The 20,981-nt window shown below is 71.7% G+C and carries 18 protein-coding genes and 1 pseudogene; 9 read left to right on the top strand and 10 right to left on the bottom strand.

Features of this window, described 5'->3' with window-relative positions:
- Positions 1 to 83: 83 nt before the first annotated feature.
- A complete protein-coding gene (locus B5557_RS03395; RefSeq protein ID WP_079657699.1) occupies positions 84 to 326 on the top strand; it encodes a DUF397 domain-containing protein in 243 nt (80 codons plus the stop codon).
- A 236-nt stretch (positions 327 to 562) separates the two neighbouring features.
- Positions 563 to 1,060 (top strand): hypothetical protein, encoded by a 498-nt coding sequence (locus B5557_RS03390; protein WP_079664566.1) that lies wholly within the window; start codon positions 563 to 565, stop codon positions 1,058 to 1,060.
- 7 nt (positions 1,061 to 1,067) lie between these two features.
- On the opposite strand, the gene B5557_RS03385 is transcribed toward B5557_RS03390, so the two are convergent.
- Together B5557_RS03385 and B5557_RS03380 are read right to left on the bottom strand one after the other, a co-directional pair.
- A complete protein-coding gene (locus tag B5557_RS03385) occupies positions 1,068 to 2,966 on the bottom strand; it encodes an N-acetylmuramoyl-L-alanine amidase (RefSeq protein WP_079657698.1) in 1,899 nt (632 codons plus the stop codon).
- Between the two features lie 279 nt (positions 2,967 to 3,245).
- Complete coding sequence (locus tag B5557_RS03380; RefSeq protein WP_079657697.1) at positions 3,246 to 4,376, bottom strand: aminoglycoside phosphotransferase family protein; 1,131 nt, start codon at positions 4,374 to 4,376, stop codon at positions 3,246 to 3,248.
- A 233-nt stretch (positions 4,377 to 4,609) separates the two neighbouring features.
- On the opposite strand from B5557_RS03380, the gene B5557_RS03375 reads away from it, so the two are divergent.
- Positions 4,610 to 6,112: a DNA-binding protein NsdB gene (locus B5557_RS03375; RefSeq protein WP_079657696.1), complete on the top strand. Its 1,503-nt coding sequence runs from the start codon at positions 4,610 to 4,612 to the stop codon at positions 6,110 to 6,112.
- 29 nt (positions 6,113 to 6,141) lie between these two features.
- Here B5557_RS03375 and B5557_RS03370 read toward each other — a convergent pair whose 3' ends face one another.
- Positions 6,142 to 7,539 (bottom strand): PP2C family protein-serine/threonine phosphatase, encoded by a 1,398-nt coding sequence (locus B5557_RS03370; RefSeq protein ID WP_079657695.1) that lies wholly within the window; start codon positions 7,537 to 7,539, stop codon positions 6,142 to 6,144.
- Positions 7,540 to 7,889: 350 nt separating this feature from the next.
- Here B5557_RS03370 and B5557_RS03365 point away from each other — a divergent pair, with 350 nt between their 5' ends.
- Positions 7,890 to 8,303 (top strand): SsgA family sporulation/cell division regulator, encoded by a 414-nt coding sequence (locus tag B5557_RS03365; RefSeq protein WP_079657694.1) that lies wholly within the window; start codon positions 7,890 to 7,892, stop codon positions 8,301 to 8,303.
- A 13-nt stretch (positions 8,304 to 8,316) separates the two neighbouring features.
- Here the strand turns inward: B5557_RS03365 and B5557_RS03360 are convergent, their stop codons facing one another.
- Positions 8,317 to 9,342 (bottom strand): Gfo/Idh/MocA family protein, encoded by a 1,026-nt coding sequence (locus B5557_RS03360; protein WP_079657693.1) that lies wholly within the window; start codon positions 9,340 to 9,342, stop codon positions 8,317 to 8,319.
- 59 nt (positions 9,343 to 9,401) lie between these two features.
- Entirely contained in the window at positions 9,402 to 10,496 is a 1,095-nt protein-coding gene (locus tag B5557_RS03355; protein ID WP_079657692.1) for a baeRF3 domain-containing protein, read from the bottom strand.
- A gap of 138 nt (positions 10,497 to 10,634) precedes the next feature.
- Here B5557_RS03355 and B5557_RS03350 point away from each other — a divergent pair, with 138 nt between their 5' ends.
- On the top strand, positions 10,635 to 11,426 hold the full coding sequence (locus B5557_RS03350; RefSeq protein ID WP_079657691.1) for an alpha/beta fold hydrolase: 792 nt from the start codon (positions 10,635 to 10,637) through the stop codon (positions 11,424 to 11,426).
- 58 nt (positions 11,427 to 11,484) lie between these two features.
- Here the strand turns inward: B5557_RS03350 and B5557_RS03345 are convergent, their stop codons facing one another.
- Entirely contained in the window at positions 11,485 to 12,945 is a 1,461-nt protein-coding gene (locus B5557_RS03345) for an FMN-binding glutamate synthase family protein (protein ID WP_079657690.1), read from the bottom strand.
- Complete coding sequence (locus B5557_RS03340) at positions 12,946 to 14,592, bottom strand: alpha/beta hydrolase (protein ID WP_079657689.1); 1,647 nt, start codon at positions 14,590 to 14,592, stop codon at positions 12,946 to 12,948.
- A gap of 299 nt (positions 14,593 to 14,891) precedes the next feature.
- On the opposite strand from B5557_RS03340, the gene B5557_RS03335 reads away from it, so the two are divergent.
- Together B5557_RS03335 and B5557_RS03330 are read left to right on the top strand one after the other, a co-directional pair.
- Positions 14,892 to 15,599: a chaplin gene (locus tag B5557_RS03335; RefSeq protein ID WP_107472550.1), complete on the top strand. Its 708-nt coding sequence runs from the start codon at positions 14,892 to 14,894 to the stop codon at positions 15,597 to 15,599.
- A gap of 130 nt (positions 15,600 to 15,729) precedes the next feature.
- Positions 15,730 to 16,506, top strand: a complete 777-nt coding sequence (locus B5557_RS03330) for a GNAT family N-acetyltransferase (protein WP_079657687.1) — start codon at positions 15,730 to 15,732, stop codon at positions 16,504 to 16,506.
- 197 nt (positions 16,507 to 16,703) lie between these two features.
- Here B5557_RS03330 and B5557_RS03325 read toward each other — a convergent pair whose 3' ends face one another.
- Positions 16,704 to 16,967 (bottom strand): GlsB/YeaQ/YmgE family stress response membrane protein, encoded by a 264-nt coding sequence (locus B5557_RS03325; protein ID WP_079657686.1) that lies wholly within the window; start codon positions 16,965 to 16,967, stop codon positions 16,704 to 16,706.
- Between the two features lie 275 nt (positions 16,968 to 17,242).
- On the opposite strand from B5557_RS03325, the gene B5557_RS03320 reads away from it, so the two are divergent.
- Positions 17,243 to 18,682: a hydrolase gene (locus B5557_RS03320; protein ID WP_079657685.1), complete on the top strand. Its 1,440-nt coding sequence runs from the start codon at positions 17,243 to 17,245 to the stop codon at positions 18,680 to 18,682.
- 165 nt (positions 18,683 to 18,847) lie between these two features.
- The gene (locus B5557_RS03315; protein ID WP_079657684.1) at positions 18,848 to 19,615 is read left to right on the top strand and encodes an ArsR/SmtB family transcription factor; all 768 of its coding nucleotides are present in this window, start codon (positions 18,848 to 18,850) and stop codon (positions 19,613 to 19,615) included.
- Between the two features lie 81 nt (positions 19,616 to 19,696).
- On the opposite strand, the gene B5557_RS03310 is transcribed toward B5557_RS03315, so the two are convergent.
- Together B5557_RS03310 and B5557_RS03305 are read right to left on the bottom strand one after the other, a co-directional pair.
- A complete protein-coding gene (locus B5557_RS03310; RefSeq protein ID WP_079657683.1) occupies positions 19,697 to 20,137 on the bottom strand; it encodes an SPW repeat protein in 441 nt (146 codons plus the stop codon).
- A 112-nt stretch (positions 20,138 to 20,249) separates the two neighbouring features.
- Positions 20,250 to 20,944 (bottom strand): annotated as a pseudogene (locus tag B5557_RS03305) (type 1 glutamine amidotransferase domain-containing protein).
- Positions 20,945 to 20,981 lie beyond the last annotated feature (37 nt).

Here is a 20,981-nt window from a genome sequence, read left to right as displayed (position 1 = left end):
AAGTCCCCCTCATGTGCTCTGTCCGCGTCCGGGACCGATCGCTAGGCTGACCCGCGGACGACGAAACCGGGAGGAGCACGGACGTGGCCGAGAGCACCATCCAGCAGCAGCCGCTCACGGGCTGGGACAAGCCGGAGCTGGACCTCAGCAACGCCGAGTGGCAGTCCAGCAGCCAGGGTCGGGGGGATGTCCAGATCGCCTTCGTCGAGGGTTTCATCGCGATGCGCAACAGTGGCCGCCCCCAGAGCCCTTCCCTGATCTTCACGCCCGCCGAATGGGGCGCGTTCGTGTCGGGGGCGCGGGAGGGGGAGTTCGACCTGACCTGACACCGCGGCCTCGCAACCGAACCGTCGGCCGTTCCCGAGCCGGCCGCAGGTGGGTTGCGACCACAGCCGGTGTGCCCCCGCACGCCGAGCGCCCGGCCGTGAGCGTGCCTCCGGCCGGGCCGTCCGGCGTCGGCCCGCGAGCGTGGAGCGTCCCGCCGCCGACGACCTGCACCCGAACGGCGAACCGCGGCCCTCCCACGCGCCACCGAAGGGCGGTGGCCACGTACCATGGCCGCATGTCGTTCCTCCGCCGCCGCAGTGCCACTCCCGCCGGGCCCGACTTCGACGTACTGGCCATGGATCCGGGCGACTGGCCCGGCAATCTGGGCGCCGGGCTGCTGCCCGCCCCCGACGGCAGCTGCCAGGGCGTCTTCCTGCGTTACGACCTCTTCGGCGGCCGCGGCCCCGCGATGATCATCGGCAATCTGCCCGAGGGCTCACCGGCCCGCGAGGTCGCGGAGGGTGAGGTCCCCTTCGAGGTCGCCCAGCTGCTGCTCGCGCTGGAGAACGACGAGGAGGTGACCGTCGTCGGCACCGAGGACATGCCGGTGATGCAGGGCGACAACCTGCTCATCGTGCGCCGTCTGAAGCTCTCCGAGGGGCGGATCGCCTGCGTGCAGTTCGACCGCAGCGACAACGTCCTGGTGACCATCGCCGCCTGGGACCGCCCCATCACCGACGACCTGTACGCCCTGCTGAAACCGCTCCCGGCGGAGCTGTTCCAGCAGGGCTGAGGCGCGGCTAGGACGCCGACGACATCAGCTTCACGTCCGCGGCCCGCACAAACGCCACCCGGTGGCCGTACTGGATCTCGTAGTACTGATCGTTACCGACGACCATCCGGTGCGAGCCGGTGGAGAAGCTGACCGCGTAGTAGTACTCACCCGGCACCTTGTCCCCGGCCACGTACTTCTGGCCCTTCGGCAGCGTGTACGGCAGCGGTGAGACCGCCTGGGCCGGGACACCCGCAGGGTAGGCCGACGCCTCCGGGTAGGCGCGGCCGTAGAGCGGCACGCTGTCGCGGCCGTCCTTAGGGGTGACCACCAGGCCCGCCGCGGGCACGGCCGACGGCTGCTTCGCCGGGTTCCTGAACCAGGCCTTCTGGCCCAGGTACCAGATCGCCGTCCAGTCACCCCACTGGTCGGCGACCGCGTACTGCTGGCCGGTGGACACCCGCGAGGAGATGTCGTTCACGCCCGTCGTCGGGACCCTGCCCTGGCCGACGTCCTTGATCAGGGCGGACTTCTCGTCGTGGTCGGAGTACAGCCGCACCTCGCTGGAACCGTGCACGGCGCACGTCTGACCCTCGGCGGCGCAGTCCGTGTACACCGGCTGGTTGGCGGTGTAGTCCGGCCGGATCGTCACCAGCCCGCCGCTGCCCGCGCGGGCCGTCGCCGCGAAGGGCCGGCCGAGCAGCTCGAAGTAGTGCCGCCAGTCCCAGTACGGGCCCGGGTCGGTGTGCATCCCGGAGACCGACGCGGAGGTCGGGCCCGGCACATTGTCGTGACCCAGGATGTGCTGCCGGTCCAGCGGGATGGCGTACTTCGCCGCCAGGTACTTCACCAGCCGCGCCGACGACCGGTACATCGCCTCCGTGTACCAGGAGTCCGGGAGGGCGAGGAAACCCTCGTGCTCCAGGCCGATCGACTTGGCGTTGATGTACCAGTTGCCCGCGTGCCAGGCCACGTCCTTCGCCTTGACATGCTGGGCGACATGGCCGTCGGTGGAGCGCAGTGAGTAGTTCCAGGACACGTAGGTGGGGTCCTGGACCAGATCCAGCACCCCTTCCCAGCCGCCCTCGGTGTCGTGGACGACGATGTACTTGATGCCCGGCGAGGCGGGCCGGTCGCCGACGTCGTGGTTGCCGTAGTCGTTGTCGCCGAACTGCTCGTAGGGCGCCGGGATCCACTCGCAGGACACCGTCGTCGGACACTCGGTGCCCGCCGCGGACACCGTGCGCAGGCCCGTCTCCCGCAGCTGGGCCGTCCGCGGGGCCAGGTCCGGCTGCGCGGCCAGGGCGACCGGCCGGCCCGCGTCCGTCAGGCGCTCAGCGCCGGTGCGCAGCACGTCGTAGACGTCGTCGGCGTAGGCGGCGGCCGTGGCGGTGTCGTCCGCGCCCGAGAAGCGCGCCACCGCGCCGTACCAGTCGGCCGGGTCGCTGCTGAGGGGCTCGCCCAGGCCGCGCTGGGCGGCGGCCAGGAGCGCGGCGCCGCCCGCGATGTTGGCCGCGGGGTCCGTGCGCAGGTCCTCGGCGCTCAGGCCGGTCAGCTTCGCCGCTTTCGGCAGGGTCCGCAGCCGGGCCGGGAGCTCGTCGTTCGACGGGATCCGCACGGACGGGTGCAGGGCCGGGCGGGCGGAGTCGCCGCGGGCGTCCTCCGTGCCTTCGCTGTGGTGCGGGTCCCTCGCGAGCGCCGTACGGGCGTCGGTGAGGTGCATCGGGCCGTAGCCGCCGGTCACGCTCGGCGCTCCGCCGTGGGTGTCCCAGCGGGACTGGAGGTAGGAGACGCCCAGCAGCACGCTCTGCGGCACGTGGTACTCGACGGCAGCGGCGGCGAAGGCCCGCTGGAGGCTGTTCGCCGAGGACTGGGCGGTGGCGGGCGCCGCACCGAGCAGCGGGAGCAGCAGAGCCGCCGACGCCATGGCGCCTGCGGCTCTACGGGTACATCTGGGGGGTCCGGGGGGAGTGACGGGTTTTCGCAATGCGGCCTCCTGGGACGAGCGGGCGGGGTGTGCGGGGCACACGGGGGCACGGGGGCCGAACGAGGGCCCTGTGTCATCGATTGTCCGACAACCCGTCAATCATGCTCATAAGCGGGCGATTTCCCTCGTCAAGACACCGCTGGCGATGGCAGGGAAGTCCACGACACGCAGAGGTCCGCGGTGCGCCGCCGTTCAGGCGCACCGCGGACCTCTGTTCCCTCAGCGAGTGCCGACCGCCGCGCGGACGGCCCGGCGGGCCAGCTGGCAGTCGTCGTGCAGCCGCCGCAGCAGCAGGCGCTGTTCCTCGCCGGACGGCGCGGCGCCCGGGTGGGCCGCGGCCGGGGCCGTGTCGTGCATCGAACGCTGCACGGCCGTCTCGTAGGTGCGGATCTCGCGGGTCAGGACCAGCATCAGGTTCACCAGGAAGGCGTCCCGCGAGGCCGGGCCCGCCGACTGGGCGATCTGGCTGATCTGGCGGCGCGCCACCGGTGCGTCACCCAGCGTCGACCACAGCGTCGCCAGGTCGTAGCCCGGCAGATACCAGCCCGCGTGCTCCCAGTCCACCAGCACTGGACCGGCCGGTGAGAGAAGGATGTTCGACAGGAGGGCATCGCCGTGGCAGAACTGACCCATGCCCTGCCGGCCCGCGGTGGCCGCGATGCCGTGCAGCAGCTTCTGCAGGTCGCCGAGGTCTCGGTCGGTCAGCAGACCCAGCTCGTGGTAGCGGGAGATACGGGCCGCGTAGTCGAGCGGTGCGTCGAACGTCCCCGCCGGCGGCCGCCAGGCGTTCAGCCGGCAGATCGCGCCGAGTGCCGCCCTGATGTCCGCCCGCGGCGGGGCCTCGGTGGGATGCCGCTGCAGTGCCGCCACGCGCCCCGGCATCCGCTCGATCACCAGTGTGCAGTTGTCCGGGTCCGCCGCGATCAGTCTCGGCACCCGAACCGGGGGGCGCTGCCGGACGAACGTGCGGTACGCGGCTATTTCGTGCCGGATCCGCTCCGCCCACACGGGGGAGTGGTCCAGTAAACACTTGGCGACGGCCGTACTGCGTCCTGTCGTACCGACCAGGAGCACCGAGCGTCCGCTGCGGCGCAGCACCTGGACCGGGGCGAACTCCGGGCAGATGCGGTGCACCGACGCGATCGCCGTGCGCAGCTGCGCGCCCTGGGGACCGGACAAGTCGAGTCTCCCGCTGAGCGGTTGCGTGCCGAGCCCCGCGGGGCGCCGGGTCAGACCCGCGCCGAGCGCGGGCGCCGCCGACCGTGCGGGATCGAGGTAGGGGCCGCCGCCGCCCGGGCGGGGGTGCAGCGACCGGGGCGGGGCGGACACGGAGGACGATGCTGCGTACATGGGCGAAACAGATCCCTTCGTGTGCCGGACGTCAAAGCGCTGCCCCGACCGGTCCTTTCGGGTGCACCCTGGGGAATGTCCCTCGGCGACCGGGTCGGGGTGGCGCTTTCCTACCTGACACCCATGGCCCACTGGCACACCATGTGGCGAACCCTGGCGAAACCCTGGCGAATAGTCCCCCGGCAACTTTCCCGGGGCTACTGTCAACTCAGCCGAGAACCTGGGGGCTTGACGTGAGCGGACAACCCAACACCCGTCTCTCGGATCTGTTCGGCCTGGCCGGCTGGTCCAAGGGTGAACTCGCGAGGCTGGTCAACCGGCAGGCGGCGGCCATGGGCCACCCCCAGCTGTCGACCGACACCTCCCGGGTGCGGCGGTGGATCGACATGGGAGAGATCCCGCGCGATCCGGTGCCGCGGGTGCTGGCGGCTCTGTTCACCGAGCGTCTCGGCCGTGTCGTGACCATCGAGGACCTCGGTCTGGTCCGGCACGGGCGTACAGGGAAACGGCCCGGCGGCGGGAGTGTGGAACATCCCGACGGTGTGCCGTGGGCGCCCGGACGGACTGCTGCGGTCCTCACCGAATTCACGGGAATGGACCTCATGCTCAACCGACGCGGCTTGGTGAGCGCAGGTGTCGCGCTCACGACGGGATCCGCACTCAGCAGCGCCATGTACGAATGGCTGCACACCGACCCGACCCTCTCCGCCGACGCTCCCGTCATCGACCACCCCCTCCTCCACCATGCCGACCCCGCCGGCTTCGACCGCTACGAGGCCGCCCCCATCGGAACGGAGGAGGTCGACGAACTGGAACGCTCGGTCGAAGTGTTCCGGGCCTGGGACGCGGCCCGCGGGGGCGGCCTGCAACGCAAGGCCGTCGTGGGCCAGCTCAACGAGGTCGGCGGCATCCTCGCCTACCACCACCCCTCCCATCTCCAGCGACGTCTGTGGGGGGTCGCGGCCAACCTCGCCGTCCTCGCGGGCTGGATGTCGCACGACGTCGGCCTGGAGCCCACGGCCCAGAAGTACTTCGTCATCGCCGCGCATGCCGCGCGGGAGGGCGGCGACCGGCCACGGGCCGGCGAGGCGCTCTCCCGGGCGGCCCGTCAGATGGTGCACCTCGGCCGGCCCGACGAGGCGCTCGACCTGATGAAGCTCGCCCAGTCCGGCGCCGGTGACAACGTCCTGCCGCGTACCCGGGCGATGTTCCACACCATCGAGGCCTGGGCGCAGGCGTCCATGGGCAAGGGCCAGGCCATGCGCCGCACCCTCGGCCGGGCGGAGGACCTCTTCGTCGCCGACAAGGGCGACGTCACACCGCCGCCCTGGATGCAGACCTTCAAGGACGAGGACCTGTACGGCATGCAGGCCCTGGCCTACCGCACGCTGGCCGAGTTCGAGCCGCAGGCGGCCGTGCACGCCCAGTACTACGCGGAGAAGGCCCTGGCGCTGCGCGTCGACGGGCGGGAGCGGTCGAAGATCTTCGACCATCTGTCCATGGCCTCCGCCTGCTTCATCGCCGACGACCCCGAACAGGCGGACCGGTTCGCGCGGTTGGCCCTGGTGTCGATGGGGTCGAACTCCTCACGGCGCACCTGGGACCGGCTGAGCCAGATGTACCGGCTCACCGCGCAGTACGCCAACTACCCGGGCATCAGCGAGCTGCGCGAGGAGATCAGGCTGGCGCTGCCGAAGCAGAAGGGGGGCAGGGGCGCCAACAGCACCCAGGCGTGAGCGAGTCGGCGTGGAACACGAACCTGTTGTCACCGGGTGACGCGGGCGACGAGTACACAGGCGTCGTCCTCGCGCGCGGTCCCACCGCACTCCTCCACGATCAGTCGTACGCAGTCGTGTGCGGTGCGCGTCCCGTCCAGGCGGGGGGCGAGGTCGAGGAGACGGGCGGCGGGGGCCAGTCCGTCGGTGTGCAGCACGAGCAGGTCACCTTCTTCGAGGGTCGCCTCGGCCTGCCCGTAGGCGGCGCGTGAGGTGGCTCCGAGGAGGACGCCCTCCGGCGAGGTGAGGCGGTGCCCCGTCCCGTCGCGGAACAGCAGCGGGGCGGGGTGTCCGGCCTGGGCCCACATCAGGGTGCGGGTGTCCGGCTGGTAGCGGCAGCAGACGGCGCTGCCCAGGGCCGGCTGGTCGGTGGCGTCCAGTAACTGGTTGAGCCAGGACATCAGTTGGGCCGGCTCGGTGCCCGCCATGGCCATGCCGCGCAGGGCGCCGAGCAGCATCGCCGTGTTCGAGGCGACGGCCGGGCCGTGTCCGGTGAGATCGCCGACGCCGAGCAGCGTCTGGCCGTTGGAGAGTTCGAGCGCGTCGTACCAGTCGCCGCCGATGAGCGAGGTCGTCGCGGCGGGCACGTAGTGGGCGGCGATGTCGAGGGAGCGGGGGCCCTGGCTCGGGAGGCGCAGGGAGTCACGCCACGGTGGCAGCACGGCCTCCTGCAGTTCGACCGCGAGCCGATGCTCGGTCTGGGCGCGGTGTCGCTGCTGCTGGAGCGACACGCGGCTCTCGCGCACCGCCCGCTGGCTGCGGCGCAGTTCGCTGACGTCCCTCAGGACGGCCCACATCGAGGCGGTGGCGCCCTCGCCGTCGAGCACGGGTTCGCCCATCATGTGCACGGTCCGGACCTCGCCGCCCGGGCGGACGACGCGGAACTCCCCGTCGATGGGCCTGGCGTCGACCAGACAGTCCGTGACCATCGCGGTGAGTTTGGGCCGGTCCTCCTCGAGGACGAGCGAGGGCAGTTCGTCGAGGGTGAGCGGGGGAGCGGTGAGGTCGCGGCCGAGGATCCGGTAGAGCTCCTCGGACCAGACGGCGTCGTCCGTCAGCAGGTTCCACTCGGCGCTGCCGACCCGGCTGAGCAGCGCCTCGCGCCGGGAGAGCGCCGGTGCGGCGGACCCGGGCTCGGCGGCCGGCACCGGCGGCGGGCCGTCCCGCAGCTGGGCCAAGTGCGCGTCGAGGTCGTTGAGTTGGTGCAGCGCCAGGTCGTAGAGCGCGCGCTGCCAGCGCCCCTGCGGGTCCGCCGCGTCGCCCTGTGTGTCCTGCCGTACGGCGTCCATGTCGCCCTTGAGTCGCCTTGTCTGCGTGATCAGCGCGTCGACCGGGCCACGCCCTGGCGGCTGGGCGGCTGAGCGGTCCGCAGAGACATGGGACGGCATGAAGCACTCCGATGCGGAAACGGTACGACGAAAGCTGGCACAGGGGCCGTTACGACTGTTGCACAGCCCGCGACGGCGTGTAAGGGATTTGGCAACACACGATTCGGTGGTGCTTCTGGCATATGCCAGAGTCTTTGCGGTGGGGTGGGGGGGTGCGGTTGACGCCTCGTGCGGAGGGGTCAAGTCGTAGGTGGTGTACGTGACTTGAGGGACGGGTGAGGGGGTCGAGATGACCGTCGGACGCATGTTCGGCGCCCTGATGTTCCAGGGTGCGGCACCTGTGATGCAGGTCACAAGAATTGGAGACCGCTTTCCCGTAATGCGAAGGGCCTCTGCGAGGTCGTACATGCATGGACATCACTCTTGAACAACCCGTCCGCGCCCGCTTGATCACCGCGGAGGACCAGGAGCTGCCCGTGCCCGCCACGCTCCGCTACGACTCCATCGACCCGTTCGCGGTGCACGTCGACTTCCCGCCGGAGGTGTCGCTGGCGGGCGAGGCGGTCACCTGGACCTTCGGCCGGGCTCTGCTGGAGCAGGGCGTGAGCGGTCCGGCGGGCAGCGGTGATGTGCACATCTGGCCCTGCGGGCGGGCCCGTACGGTGATGGAGTTCCACTCCCCGCTCGGACTGGCCCTGCTCCAGTTCGACACCGGCGCCCTGCGCCGGTTCCTGTTGCGCAGCTACGCCGTGGTCGCGGCAGGCCAGGAGGACGTCGACGCCGCGGTCGACCAGGGCCTGCAGGCCCTGCTCGGCAACGTCTGAGTCCCGCCCGGTGTCAGCGACCGCCCCCGGCGTACAGGCCGGGGCGCGGGGCGAGTTCGACGGGGACGCGCGCGCCGACCTCCAGCGCCCGGACCCCGGCCTCGGCGACGACGGAGGCCGCGTAGCCGTCCCAGGCGGTCGGCCCCGTGACCCGGCCCCGCCGGGTGGCGTCGACCCATGCCTGCACCTCGCGGTCGTAGGCGTCCGCGAACCGCACCAGGTAGTCCTGGGGCACGTCCGCACCGGCGGCGCCCCGCGTGGTGACGAGCATCCCGTGGTCGTCGCCGACGCGCGCGCTGCCCGCCTCGCACACCGCCTCGCAGCGCACCTGGTACCCGAAGCCGCAGTTGACGAAGACCTCCACGTCGACCAGCGCGCCCTGCGCGGTCTCGAAGACCACGAATTGGGGGTCGAGCAGGCCCCGCGGGGCACCGGACGAAGGCCGCGGGTGCAGCACGGTGACCGAGGTCAGCTCCTGTCCGAGCAGCCAGCGGGCTGCGTCGATCTCGTGCGACACCGAGCTGTCGATCAGCATCGTGCTGGTGAAGTCGGGCGGCGAGGAGACGTTGCGGTGGACGCAGTGCAGCATCAGCGGCCGCCCGAGCCGGCCCTCGTCCAGCAGGGCCTTGAGCCTGCGGTACTCGGCGTCGTAGCGCCGCATGAACCCGATCTGCGCCAGCCGCCGCCCCAGCCCGGCCTCCGCCTCCAGCACCCGCAGCGCCCCGGCGGAATCCGGCACCATCGGCTTCTCGCACAGCACCGGAAGCCCGCGGGCGAATGCCTCGAGCAGTGCCTCCTCGTGCGCGGGACCTGGCGAGGCGATCAGCACGGCCTCCACTCCGGGAGCGTCGAGCGCGGCTGCCGCCTCCGTGTGGACCGTCGCCCCCTCGACCCCGGCCGCGGCCTCCTTCGCCCGTGAGGCGTCGGGATCGGCCACGGCGGCGACCCTTGCTCCGCTCACCACCCGATCGAGGCGGCGTATGTGGTCGGCACCCATGTGGCCGGCACCCAGTACGGCCACGCCCAGCAGGTCACCCACGAGCGCTCTCCCTCCCGGTCGACGATCACGCCGTAGCGTACGCGGGGGAGGGGAGCGGTTCAGTAGCGCAGTACGGCCGCGATCCCGGCGGCGTCGCCCAGCGCGCCGTCCGGTACGAAGCGCACGTCGGCGCCCGTCTCCAGGCACTGTTCGACGATCTCGTCCACGATGTCCTCGCGGGCGTCCAGGTCGCCGCTCTCGGCCGGGACCAGATGGGCGCCGTCGTCGCGCACCGTCACCTGGTAGTTCTCCTCGACCGCCAGCAGCCGTACCCGGCCCTCCCGGGCGTTCTGCCAGAGCTCGTCGACGCCGGCCGCGAACATGCGGTGACCGCGGGCGGAGTCGAGCACCCTGGCCAGCGCCGCGGTGTCCCGGCGCGCCTCCGCGTCGTGCAGCGGACGCACCGCCTGCCAGACGGCGTCGGGCGTGCCGTGGGACAGTCCGCCGTGCCGGACGTGCACCGCGTCCCGGGTGACTCCGCCCACCTCGTCGATGCAGGACAGCGCCGCCTGCTCGCCGGTGACGTACAACGGCCGCGGCTCCTCGCGCAGCAGCCTGCCCACGGCGGTGTCGGCTTCGCGCAGGAAGTGACGGGTGTCCTCGTCGCGGAAGGTGCTGGGCAGGTCGCCGATCCGCTCCTGGCGCTCCGCGTCGAAGTTCTCCCGGTTCCTGATGAGCGGGAAGCCGCCGGTGTGCTCCTCGGTGACCCGGTCGGCGCCGCCGTTCCACAACGTCACGCGGTCGGCGGAGACCGACAGCACCCAGAACGGCCGTTCGGCGGCCTGCGCGGAGACCAGATTGCGGGTCAGGAAGGTGTCGGAGAGCACGACCCGCTCGGGGACGGCGCGGGCCAGGGACCACACCTGGTGCTCGCCCGGCGCGGCGTAGATGACCAGGCCGTCGTCGGTGTGCGCCAGGTCGACCTCGGCGAGGGCCCGGTCGAGCTGGTCGGCGACGTCGGCGCGCCGCTCCCGGGTGACCGCCGGGTCGGTCTCCAGCTGCTTCTTCGCCTCGGCCACGACATTGCGCAACCGGACCCGGTCCTGGGTGTTCTCGGGTTCCCGGCGGTGGGTCGGCGTCAGCACGGACACCGCGGGATAGGGCCGCGGGCGGCGCAGTTCGGAGAGGGTCGCGGGGCTGAGTGCGTTCTCCATAACAGCACGATAGGTCCGAATCGTCCGTCGGGCATTTCCCGGTTCCTCCCAGGGCCGACGGCGGACGACCGTGACGGCGGACCCGGCGGCCCGTTACCGTACGCGTCAGTAACCGGGATCGCACCGCAGGAGGCACCCATGCCGCAGCTCGATGTCGACGGCGCAGCACTGACGTACGACGACGAGGGCCCGCGCGACGGCGACGGCGTGCCCCTGGTGTTCGTGCACGGCTGGACGGCGAACCGGCACCGCTGGGACCACCAGGTGGCGCACTTCGCCGAGAAGCGCCGGGTGATCCGCTTCGACCTGCGCGGCCACGGCGAGAGCAGCGGGGCGGGCGTGAAGACCGTCGCGGAACTGGCGAAGGACCTCCTCGCTCTCCTCGACCACCTGGAGATCGAGCGGTTCGTGCTCGTCGGCCACTCGATGGGCGGGATGATCTCGCAGACCGTCGCGCTCTCACACCCCCGGCGCGTGGAGCGCATGGTGCTGGTGAACTCCATCGGCCGCATGACGTACAGCAGGGGCCGCGGCCTGCTGATGGGGGCCTCCACCCTCGTCCCCTTCAAACTGTTCGTCGCCGCCAACATCCAGCGCGCCTTCGCCCCCGGCTACCCCCGCGACGAGATCCGCGCCTACGTCAAGGCCTCCGCGGACACCCCGCGCGAGGTCGTCATGACGCTGTACGGCGCCATGCGGGCCTTCGACGTCCTGGACCGGGTCGGGGAGATCCAGGCCCCCACGCTGATGATCCACGGCTACCACGACATCCAGCTCCCGGTGCGGCAGATGCTGCGGATGGCCAAGGCCTATCCGGACGCCGTCGTCCGCATCCTCGACGCCGGTCATGAACTCCCCGTCGAGAAGCCGGCCGAACTGACCGCGGCGATCGACGCCTTCGTGAGCGTCAAGCCCGCCCAGGTGCATTGATCACGAGTGTCGTCCTCGTGTCGCCCACGCTCGTGATCCATACCCCTGGCCGTCGGCGCTACCGGAAACTGTCCGGGTCGGCCTCCTTCCAGTCCGCCGCCCACGACTGCGGGGGCCCGGCCAGCAGTTCTCCCGGCGCGAGCCACTCGTACAACTCCGCGTACGAGCGCGCGGTGCCGGGGCCCGTTCGCCGGACCAGGTGGGCGGGGGTGAGCTCGCCCGGTTCGCATACCCCCATCGCAGCCATGACCGAGACGGCCTCGCGCACCGTCTGCCGCTGATAGCGCCTGACTTGCTCGGCCTGCACGGCCACGTTCAGGGCGCGTGCCCGTAGCGGGTCCTGCGTGGCGACGCCGCTCGGACAGGCGCCGGTGTGGCAACGCCCGGCCCGGACGCAGCCGACGGCGAGCATCATCGCGCGGGCCGCGTTGGTGTAGTCGGCGCCCTGGACCAGGCGCCTGACGATGTCGAAGCCGGTGGCCACCCGGCCGCTCGCCCCGATCCGGACCCGGTCCCGCAGCCCGACGCCGACCAGCGCGTTGTGCACGGTGATCAAGCCCTCGGTGAGCGGCATGCCGAGGCGTCCCGCGAACCCCGTCGGCGCGGCCCCCGTGCCGCCTTCCGACCCGTCCACCACCACGAAGTCGGGGGCCACCCCCTCCACCACCATCGCCCTGCACACCGCGAGGAACTCCCGCCGCGCCCCCACGCACAGCTTGAACCCGATCGGCTTGCCGCCCGCCGACTCCCGCAGCCGGGCCAGGAACAGCACCAGTTCCCGGGGCGTCGAGAACACCCGGTGGCAGGGCGGCGACACCACCGGCTCGCCCACCTGCGCCTTCCGCTCCCGAGCGATCTCGGCGCTCACCTTCACCCCCGGCAGCACCCCGCCGCCGCCCGGCGCCGCCCCCTGGGACAGCTTCAGCGACACGCACTTCACCTCGGGCAGCGCCGCCTTGTCCGCGAACTCCCGTACGTCGAAACCCCCGTCGGCGCCGCGGCAGCCGAAATACCCCGTCCCGATCTCCCAGACGAGGTCGCCGCCGCCGCGCAGGTGGTACTCCGACAGCCCGCCCTCCCCGGTGTCCTGCGCGAAACGGCCCAGTGCCGCACCCCGGTTGAGGGCGAGGACCGCGTGCGACGACAGCGCCCCGAAACTCATCGCGGACACGTTGAGCAGCGCCATGTCGTACGGCTGGGCGCAGTCGGGCCCGCCCACCCGCACCACCGGCGCCTCCTCGGTCGCCTCGACCGGCCACAGCGACGGCACCAGGAACTCCTGCCCGTCCGGCCGGGCGCCGCCCGGTGGCGCCTGCTCTCCCGGACGGCGCAGCCGCCCCACCAGCGGGTGGTTGCGCAGCACGGTGCGGCGCCGTTGCAGCAGGTCCCGGCCGCCCAGGCAGGTCAGCGCCAGCGCAGGCCCGGCCGCGAGCCACCAGCGGACCGACAGGGTGGCGGCGGCGAGCGTCGTCCCGACAGCGACGAGGGCTACGAGCAGCAGCGGCAGGAAGCGGCGCACTCAGTCGTCGTCCTCGTCGGGCCCGCAGGAGCTGCCGTCGGGCGGCAGGGAGCCGTACAGCAGGAAGTCGTCGACCTTGCGGTGCACGCACTTGGACGAGCCGTAACCGGTGTGGCCCTCGCCCTTGTTGTCGAGCACCACGGCCGGGGACCCGAGCCGCTGCGCGGTCTCCACGGTCCATCGGTACGGCGTCGCGGGGTCGCCGCGCGTCCCGACCAGGAGCATCTTCGGGGTGCTGAGGTCCTTCACCTTCTCACGGATGAAGTCGGTGCCCTTGGGGCGGCCGTAGCACATCAGGACCTCGGTGAGGCGGTACTGCCCGAACACCGGTGACGCGTCGTCGTAGGCGGCGCGCAGCCGTGCGAGGTCCTCGGTGAACTGCTCGGCGGTGGCCCGGTCCGGGTCGTCCGCGCAGTTGATCGCCATCAGCGCCGCCGGCAGGTTGTCGAGGGGGACGTCGTCCTCGTCGACGAGCGCCCCGGGCGAGGGTGCGACGCGGCTGCCCGGAGCCCGGAGCGGGTCGGGCAGCCGGAGCGGGACGGGCAGCGGCAGCGGGAAGGCGAAACCGCCGGTCACGAACCCCATGACCCCGCTGGCGTCCCCGCTCTCGACGAGCTGGGCCAGCGCCCGCTCCAGCAACGGCCACAGCTGCTTGCTGTACAGCCCCTGCCCGAGAGCGCCGACCAGGTCCTGGCCGGAGAAGTCGTCGCCGAAGTCCGTCGGCACCGGATCCTCGTCGAGCGAGCGCACGAGCCGGACGACCTCCTCGCGGGCCAGCCGCGCATCCTGCCCGAACGGGCAGGCGATGTCCTTCACGCACCAGCCGACGAAGTCGTCCAGGGCCACCTGCTGCCCCCGGGCGCCCGCGATCCCCTGCTCCGTCAGCGGTTCGGTCAGCGTGTCGACGCCGTCGAGGACGAACCGGCCCACCCGGTCGGGGAACCGGGCGGCGTAGACCGAGCCGAGCCGGGTGCCGTACGAGAAGCCGAGGTAGTTGAGCTTCTTGTCGCCGAGCGCCCGGCGCAGCACGTCCAGGTCCTGCGCCGCGTCGACGGTGCCGATGTGCGGCAGCACCGGACCGGAGTGCTTCGCGCAGTCGGCGGCGGTCTGTTTCAACCGGGCGAGGAGGGCTCTTGGGTCGGCGGGCGCCGAGTCCTCGTCCAGGGAGTTCAGCGCGCTGTCCTGGCCGTCCCCGCAGCTCACGGGGGAGGAGCGGCCGACGCCCCGGGGGTCGAAGGTGACCACGTCGTAGCCGTCGGTCAGATCCATGAAATCCTTGCCGCTGTAGGCGAGTTCGGGGACTCCCGCGCCGCCGGGGCCGCCGAAGTTGAGCACCACCGAGCCGCGCTTCTTGCCCGTGGCCCGGTAACGGGCGAGCGCGAGGTCGAGCGCGCCGGCCCTGGGGTGGGCGTAGTCGAGGGGGACGGTCAGCTTGGCGCACTGCAGGTCGTTCGGCATGCCGTCGCCCTCGCACGCCGACCAGGTGACCTTCTGGCCGTAGAACCGGGCCAGGTCGGGACGGTCGTCGCCGTCGTCGCTCCGGCTCGCGGCGGCCGTCGGCAGGCCCGCCCCCAGCAGGGTCAGTGCGGCGGTCGCGGCGAGCGCGCAGTGTCGCAGCCCGGGCCGCCTCGGCAGCTTGGCCAGCATCAGTGCCTCCAGGGACGCCCGCAGCGGTCCGGGAACGGCGCCCTCGATCACGATAAGCGGCCCGAGGACGACGCGCCTGCGGGCGGCCGGCCCACCGCCCGGGAGCCCCGTCGGCGCCCCTACGGCGGGCCCGTGCGGCGGTTTGTCACCAGTTCGACAAAGGTGGCACCCGATGGGGTGAAAGGGTGTTTCGGCATAACCCGGATGGTTCGGCGCCGTTCTACCGGGTGCGGGCGAGTGCCCGCGATTCATGTCTGGAAGGCAGGGACCCCATGAGACGGGTTACCCGAACCGGTGTGATGGCCGTCGCCGCAGTCTCCGGCGCGATGCTTGTGACACTGCCCGCACACGCCGACTCCACGGCGAACGGCTCCATGGCCGGCTCGCCCGGGCTGATCTCCGGCAACGGTGTGCAGTTGCCGGTGAACCTCCCGGTGAACCTGTGCGGGAACACGGTGAACGTGGTGGGCGTGCTGAACCCCGCAGCAGGCAACACCTGCGTCAACAAGGGCGAGGCCGCCGCTCCCGGCGCGTCCGGCGCGTCCTCGGACGGCGTCGCCATCGCCAACGGCGGCACGAAGGACTCCCCGGGCGTCGTCTCCGGCAACGGGGTCCAGTTGCCGGTCCACCTGCCGGTGAACGCGAGCGGCAACAGCGTGAACGTCGTCGGCATCGCGAACCCGGCGTTCGGCAACGAGTCCGTCAACGCCTCCAGCGAGGAACCCGCGCAGCCCGTCGAGCCCAATGAGCCCAACGAGCCCGACGGGCCCGGGCCGCAGCCGCCGATCCGGCACAACCCGCCCTCCGAGCCGCAGCATCCGGGCCCGAGGCACGTCCCCGTCCCGCAGACCCCCGCCCTCGCCCCCCGGGCCGCGGCGCCCGAGGCCGTGTCCTCGCTGGCCCGCACCGGAGCCGACGCCACCCTGCCCGCCCTGGCCGGCAGTACGGCGATGGTGCTCGGCGGAGCGGTCCTCTACCGGAGGTTCCGCCCGCGCAGGGAACGCTGAGCGCCTCCCGCGCCGGTAGGTCCGCAGGCCCCCGCCGAGCAGGGGGCCTGCGGCCGCACCCCACCGCCCCGTTCGCACCACGGCGTCTAATTTCTTTGTCAGGGGCGCGCCGGGATGCTGGAGTGGGCGTATGGATCATGCCGAGGTACTCGCCCTGTACGACCGGGAGATGCGCGAAGGCGCGCGCCCCGAGACCTTCGACGCCCGCGTCGAACGGGCCGGGGGCGTGGTCCGGCACATCGGCGGCGAGGGCGGCTGGAGCGGGGTCCTCTGGTCGGATCTGGACTCCGCCGGCGCCGACGCGGCGATCGCGGAACAGGTCGCCCACTTCACCGGGCTCGGCCACGAGTTCGAGTGGAAGCTGTACGAGCACGACCGTCCGGCCGACCTCGGGCGACGGCTCACGGCGGCCGGTTTCTCGGCCGATCCCACGGAGACCCTGATGATCGGCGAGACGAGTGGCCAGCTCGTCGACGTCGAACCGCCCGAGGGCGTCCGCATCGAACCCGTCACCGGCCGGGCGGGCGTCGAGCTCATGGTCGTGGCGAACGAGCAGGCCTTCGGCCGCGACGGCTCCTGGCTGCGAGACCTCATGCGCGCCCGCCTCGCCGCCGACCCGGACGCGATCGTCGCCCTCCTCGCCATGGCCGGGGACGTGCCGGTGAGCTCGGCGCGGATGGAACTCATCCCCGGCACGAGCTTCGCGGGCCTCTGGGGCGGCGGCACCGTCGAGGCCTGGCGGGGCCGCGGCATCTACCGCGCGCTGATCGCCCACCGCGCCCGCATCGCCGCCGACCGCGGCTACCGCTACCTCCAGGTCGACGCCTCCGACCAGAGCCGCCCCATCCTCCAGCGCCTCGGCTTCGCGCCAGTGAGCACGACGACGCCCTACGTGTACGCGCGGTAGGCCGGTGGGGCGGTGGGGAAGCCGGGTGTGAGTAGTCGAGGCGTCGCCGCGCGACGGCTCGGGCGCTGGCCCAGCGGTCGCTCCGTGCAAGCCCTGGAACGGGGCATCCGCAGCCGGCTCGCCGACTGGAAAAGCAGCAGGGCTGACGCCGCTGGAGACGCGGTACGGGCGTCGCCTCCGGCGGCGTCGCCCCTCCGTCAGCGCCGCGCCTTCGCCCGGTCCAGTGCCGCCACGCCGAACGCGGCGAGGCCGATCTGGATGAGCCACTCGATCCAGTCGACGCCCTTGGTGTCGTCCACGCCGAGCCCCGTGGCGAGCGCCGAACCGATCAGCGCGGCCACGATGCCGACGGCGATCGTCCACAGCACGCCGATGCGTTGGCGGCCCGGGACGACGAGCCGTCCCAGTACGCCGATGATGATGCCGATGAAGATGGCACTGATGATGCCGTCGATCTCCATCTCCGCCCCTCCGCTTCTGAGTGGGACCCCGATGCAGTGCTTGTGCCCGCTGCACGGTGGGGCAGTCCGTTCCGCTTGGCGGCGCTCGGAGTGAAGCCCTCGAGTGTTGACGTTTCTTGCTCGCGTCATTGCCGGGCTTTGATGTTCACCGCTCGGTCATGCCATGTACCTTTCAACCGTTCCACGCGTGTAGAACCATTCGATGCGGGGTCTACGCGCGCAGATTGGCGCCCGCACCCGCCTCGTGTCCCCCCATCCCCACGGAGGTTCGCCGGATGCTCGGATCACAGAGATCCCGCCGCAACGTCACCGCCTTCCTGGCCGGCCTCGGGCTGCTCGTCACCGGAGCCGCCCTTCAGCTCGGCACCACCGCCACGCCCGCCGCGGCGGCCACCCCCCACCGCATCCTGTTCGACGACGGCCACGCGGAGGAGGCGGGCAACGCCGACTGGATCATCTCGACCAGCAAGCCCGACCCGCTCTCCCAGGACTCCTCCCCGTCCTCGGAGACCGACTGGACCGGCGCGCTGTCGTCGTGGGGCGTCGCCCTGCAGAAGACCGGCGACTACAGCCTGAGGACCGCCACGAGCGCCCTCACCTACGGCGGCTCGTCGGCCAACGACCTGTCGAACTTCGACACCCTGGTCCTGCCGGAGCCCAACACGCTGTTCACCGCCGCCGAGAAGACGGCGATCATGAACTTCGTGAAGAACGGCGGAGGTCTGTTCATGATCTCCGACCACACCGGCGCCGACCGCAACAACGACGGTGAGGACGCGGTCGAGATCCTCAACGACCTGATGACCAACAACAGTGTCGACTCCACCGACCCGTTCGGCTTCTCCATCGACTCCCTCTCCATCAGCTCCGGCTACCCGGCCGCGATCAGCGACAGCACCGACCCCGTCCTGCACGGCTCCTTCGGCACGGTCACCAAGAGCCTGATCGCCTCCGGCACCACGGCCACCCTCAAGCCCGGCGACAACTCCTCGGTCAAGGGCCTGCTGTACCGCAGCGGTTACTCCGGGAACACCGGCGCCTTCTTCGCCACCAGCACCTTCGGCAGCGGCCGCGTCGCCTTCTGGGGCGACAGCTCGCCCATCGACGACGGCACCGGTCAGTCCGGCAACACCCTCTACGACGGCTGGAACAACACCGGCGCCACCAACGCCGCCCTCGCGCTGAACGCCACCGAGTGGCTCTCCGGCGCCACCGGCAGCGGGGGCGGAGGCGGAGGCACCGACTGCGCCGACACCCAGTTGCTCGGCAACACCGGCTTCGAGTCCGGCGCCACCACCTGGAGCGCCACCAGCGGCGTCATCACCAACTCCACCGGCGAGTCCGCCCGTACGGGCTCCTACTACGCCTGGCTGGGCGGCAACGGCACCGCCGGGACCGAGACCCTCTCCCAGTCGGCGGCCATCCCGTCCGGCTGCTCGGCGACTCTCGGTTTCTATCTGCACATCGACACCGCGGAGACCACCACCAGCACCGCCTACGACACGCTGCAGGTGCAGGTCCTCAACAGCTCCGGCGCGGTCCTGGGCACCCTGGCCACGTACTCCAACCTCAACGCGGCCGCCGGCTACACCCAGCGCAGCTTCAGTCTGAGCGCCTACGCAGGGCAGACGGTCACGCTCAGGTTCACCGGCACGGAGGGCTCCAAGCTCCAGACGTCCTTCGTCATCGACGACACCGCTCTCAACGTCACCTGATCTCGTCACCCGGCGTCACGCCGGTCCGGGCGCCCCGCAGGAGTCCTGCGGGGCGCCCGCTTGTCGTGGCCCGAGGGGTGGTCAGGACGAGCGATTGACATGCAGGTAATTGCCTGCATAACGTGGAGTGTGCGATCAGGAGAGGACCCGGGGACGGACCCGGGCATGGACAAGGTCTTCAAGGCGCTGGCCGACGACACGCGTAGGCGGCTTCTGGGCCGGCTGCGCGAACACGGCGGCCAGACGCTCGGCGAGCTGTGCGAGCACATCGACATGACCCGCCAGTCCGTGACGCAGCACCTGGCCGTCCTGGAGGCCGCCCACCTGGTCGCCACGGTGCGGCGGGGCCGGGAGAAGCTGCACTACCTCAATCCGGTCCCGCTCCACGAGATCCAGGAGCGGTGGATCGACAGGTTCGAGCGCCCGCGGCTGCGCGTGCTCTCCGACGTCAAACGACGAGCCGAGGAAGCCATGACCGACAAGCCCACCTTCGTCTATGTCACCTACATCGCCAGCACCCCGGAGAAGGTCTGGGACGCGCTCACCGACGCCGACCTGACTGCGGCCTACTGGGGGCACAGCAATGTCTCGGACTGGCGGCCGGGCTCCCGCTGGGAACACCGGCGCACGGACGGCACCGGGATCGCGGACGTCGTCGGCACGGTCGTCGAGAGCGAGCGTCCGACGCGGCTGGTCACCACCTGGGCCTCGCCCGACGAGGAGGGGCGAGCGGACCGGCACTCGCGGGTCACCTTCGACATCCGGCCGCACGCGGACATCGTCCGTCTCACCGTCACCCACGAGGACCTCAACGACGAGGGTGAGCTCGCCGCCGTCTCGGGCGGCTGGCCGGCGGTGCTGTCCAACCTCAAGTCGCTCCTGGAGACCGGCAGGACGCTGCCCCAGGAGCCGTGGTCGGTGCCCGGACACTGAACGGCGAAGGCGGCCCGGCCGGCCTGCGGGTGCGGGCCGGCCGGGCCGCCTTCCTGGTCGTGGGGTTCAGGGTGGTGGGCTCTACGGCTTCGGGGCGCTCCTCGCCGCCGTGAAGGCGCACATCGCCCCCAGGATCACTGCCAGAGCGCCGATGATGATGTTGTTCACTGCGACACCGGCGTCCGGGCTGGAGCCCACGACCCACGGTGCGATGATCATCCACACGCCCAGCGCGCACATGGCCCAGCTCAGGCCGTACATGCGGGCGGGAGCCGCGGTGAACCCGAGGGCCAGCAGGCCGATCGCGATGCCGACGATCAGGTTGTGGGTCACGAGTGCCGGCTGGCTGGCGGTGTAGTGGAGTATCCACGGGGATACGGCGCAGTACAGACCGAGCAGGAACACCGGTCCGTCGACGAGCGCCACATCACGGCCACCGAGCATCCGGTCGTAGCGTGCCTGCATCTCGGATACGTCGGGGTGGGTCGATATGTCACTTCTGCCGGGCGAGACGTTGGCCATGACTCGTCTCCTTTGACTTGGCTGGCCTGACCGCGTCTGGTGCGGTGTGCGGTAAGCGCCGCGCAAGTTCATTCTGCCCTTATTCAGCCCTTATGTGTAGTGGTCGGAGGCGTCAGCCCAGCTTCTTGAGCAGTTCGACGGCGAGCGGGGCGGAGGAGGCCGGGTTCTGGCCGGTGACCAGGTTGCGGTCCAGGACCACCTTGGGCACCCACGGCTCGCCGACCTCGACGTCCACGCCCGCCTCGGTCAGCCGGTCCTGGAGCAGCCACTTGGCCTTCTCGCCGAAACCGGCCTGGATCTCCTCGGCGTTGGTGAAGGCGGCGATCCGGTAGCCCGCGAAGGCGTTGGCGCCGTCCTCCCGCACGGCCGCCAGGAGCGCGGCCGGGGCAGGCAGACGACGCCCAGGGGCCTGCCCGACGCGAGCGCGTCGATCAGAAGGCGGCCGGAGACCGCGTCGACGGCCAGGTCCTCCATCGGGCCGTGCCCGCCGGGGTAGAAGACGGCCGCGTAGTCGCCGAGATCCACGTCCTCCAGGGGGATCGGCTGCTGCAGCTCGGTCATGGCGGCGAGCGTGGCGGCGATCCGGTCGGCGCCCTCCTGCCCGCCGTTGACCTCGGCGGCGAGGCTGCCCTTGTCGACCGTGGGGACGACACCGCCGGGTGTGGCGACGACGATCTCGTGACCGGCCGCGCGGAACGCCTCGTAGGGCGCGACGGCCTCCTCGGCCCAGAAGCCGGTGGGGTGCTGGGTGCCGTCGGCGAGCGTCCAGTGGTCGGCGCCGGTCATCACGAAGAGGATCTTGGCCATGGGGGTGCTCCCGGTGTGTGAGGGGTGTGGCGTACGG

The sequence above is a fragment of the Streptomyces sp. 3214.6 genome, from assembly GCF_900129855.1.
In the GTDB taxonomy this organism is placed as follows: Bacteria; Actinomycetota; Actinomycetes; order Streptomycetales; family Streptomycetaceae; genus Streptomyces; species Streptomyces soliscabiei.
The sequence above is the reverse complement of the archived record's forward strand: the minus strand, read 5'-3'. Positions and strand labels throughout refer to the sequence as shown.

What these genes read in the sequence shown, in the direction of transcription:
- B5557_RS03355 (WP_079657692.1), bottom strand. Translation starts at nt 10,496, where the DNA reads ATGGAGAACGCACTCAGCCCCGCGACCCTCTCCGAACTGCGCCGCCCG.
- B5557_RS03335 (WP_107472550.1), top strand. Translation starts at nt 14,892, where the DNA reads ATGGCCGTCGCCGCAGTCTCCGGCGCGATGCTTGTGACACTGCCCGCA.
- B5557_RS03380 (WP_079657697.1), bottom strand. Translation starts at nt 4,376, where the DNA reads ATGTACGCAGCATCGTCCTCCGTGTCCGCCCCGCCCCGGTCGCTGCAC.
- B5557_RS03385 (WP_079657698.1), bottom strand. Translation starts at nt 2,966, where the DNA reads ATGGCGTCGGCGGCTCTGCTGCTCCCGCTGCTCGGTGCGGCGCCCGCC.
- B5557_RS03370 (WP_079657695.1), bottom strand. Translation starts at nt 7,539, where the DNA reads ATGCCGTCCCATGTCTCTGCGGACCGCTCAGCCGCCCAGCCGCCAGGG.
- B5557_RS03310 (WP_079657683.1), bottom strand. Translation starts at nt 20,137, where the DNA reads ATGGCCAACGTCTCGCCCGGCAGAAGTGACATATCGACCCACCCCGAC.
- B5557_RS03365 (WP_079657694.1), top strand. Translation starts at nt 7,890, where the DNA reads ATGGACATCACTCTTGAACAACCCGTCCGCGCCCGCTTGATCACCGCG.
- B5557_RS03325 (WP_079657686.1), bottom strand. Translation starts at nt 16,967, where the DNA reads ATGGAGATCGACGGCATCATCAGTGCCATCTTCATCGGCATCATCATC.
- B5557_RS03340 (WP_079657689.1), bottom strand. Translation starts at nt 14,592, where the DNA reads ATGCTGGCCAAGCTGCCGAGGCGGCCCGGGCTGCGACACTGCGCGCTC.
- B5557_RS03330 (WP_079657687.1), top strand. Translation starts at nt 15,730, where the DNA reads ATGGATCATGCCGAGGTACTCGCCCTGTACGACCGGGAGATGCGCGAA.
- B5557_RS03315 (WP_079657684.1), top strand. Translation starts at nt 18,848, where the DNA reads ATGGACAAGGTCTTCAAGGCGCTGGCCGACGACACGCGTAGGCGGCTT.
- B5557_RS03320 (WP_079657685.1), top strand. Translation starts at nt 17,243, where the DNA reads ATGCTCGGATCACAGAGATCCCGCCGCAACGTCACCGCCTTCCTGGCC.
- B5557_RS03350 (WP_079657691.1), top strand. Translation starts at nt 10,635, where the DNA reads ATGCCGCAGCTCGATGTCGACGGCGCAGCACTGACGTACGACGACGAG.
- B5557_RS03390 (WP_079664566.1), top strand. Translation starts at nt 563, where the DNA reads ATGTCGTTCCTCCGCCGCCGCAGTGCCACTCCCGCCGGGCCCGACTTC.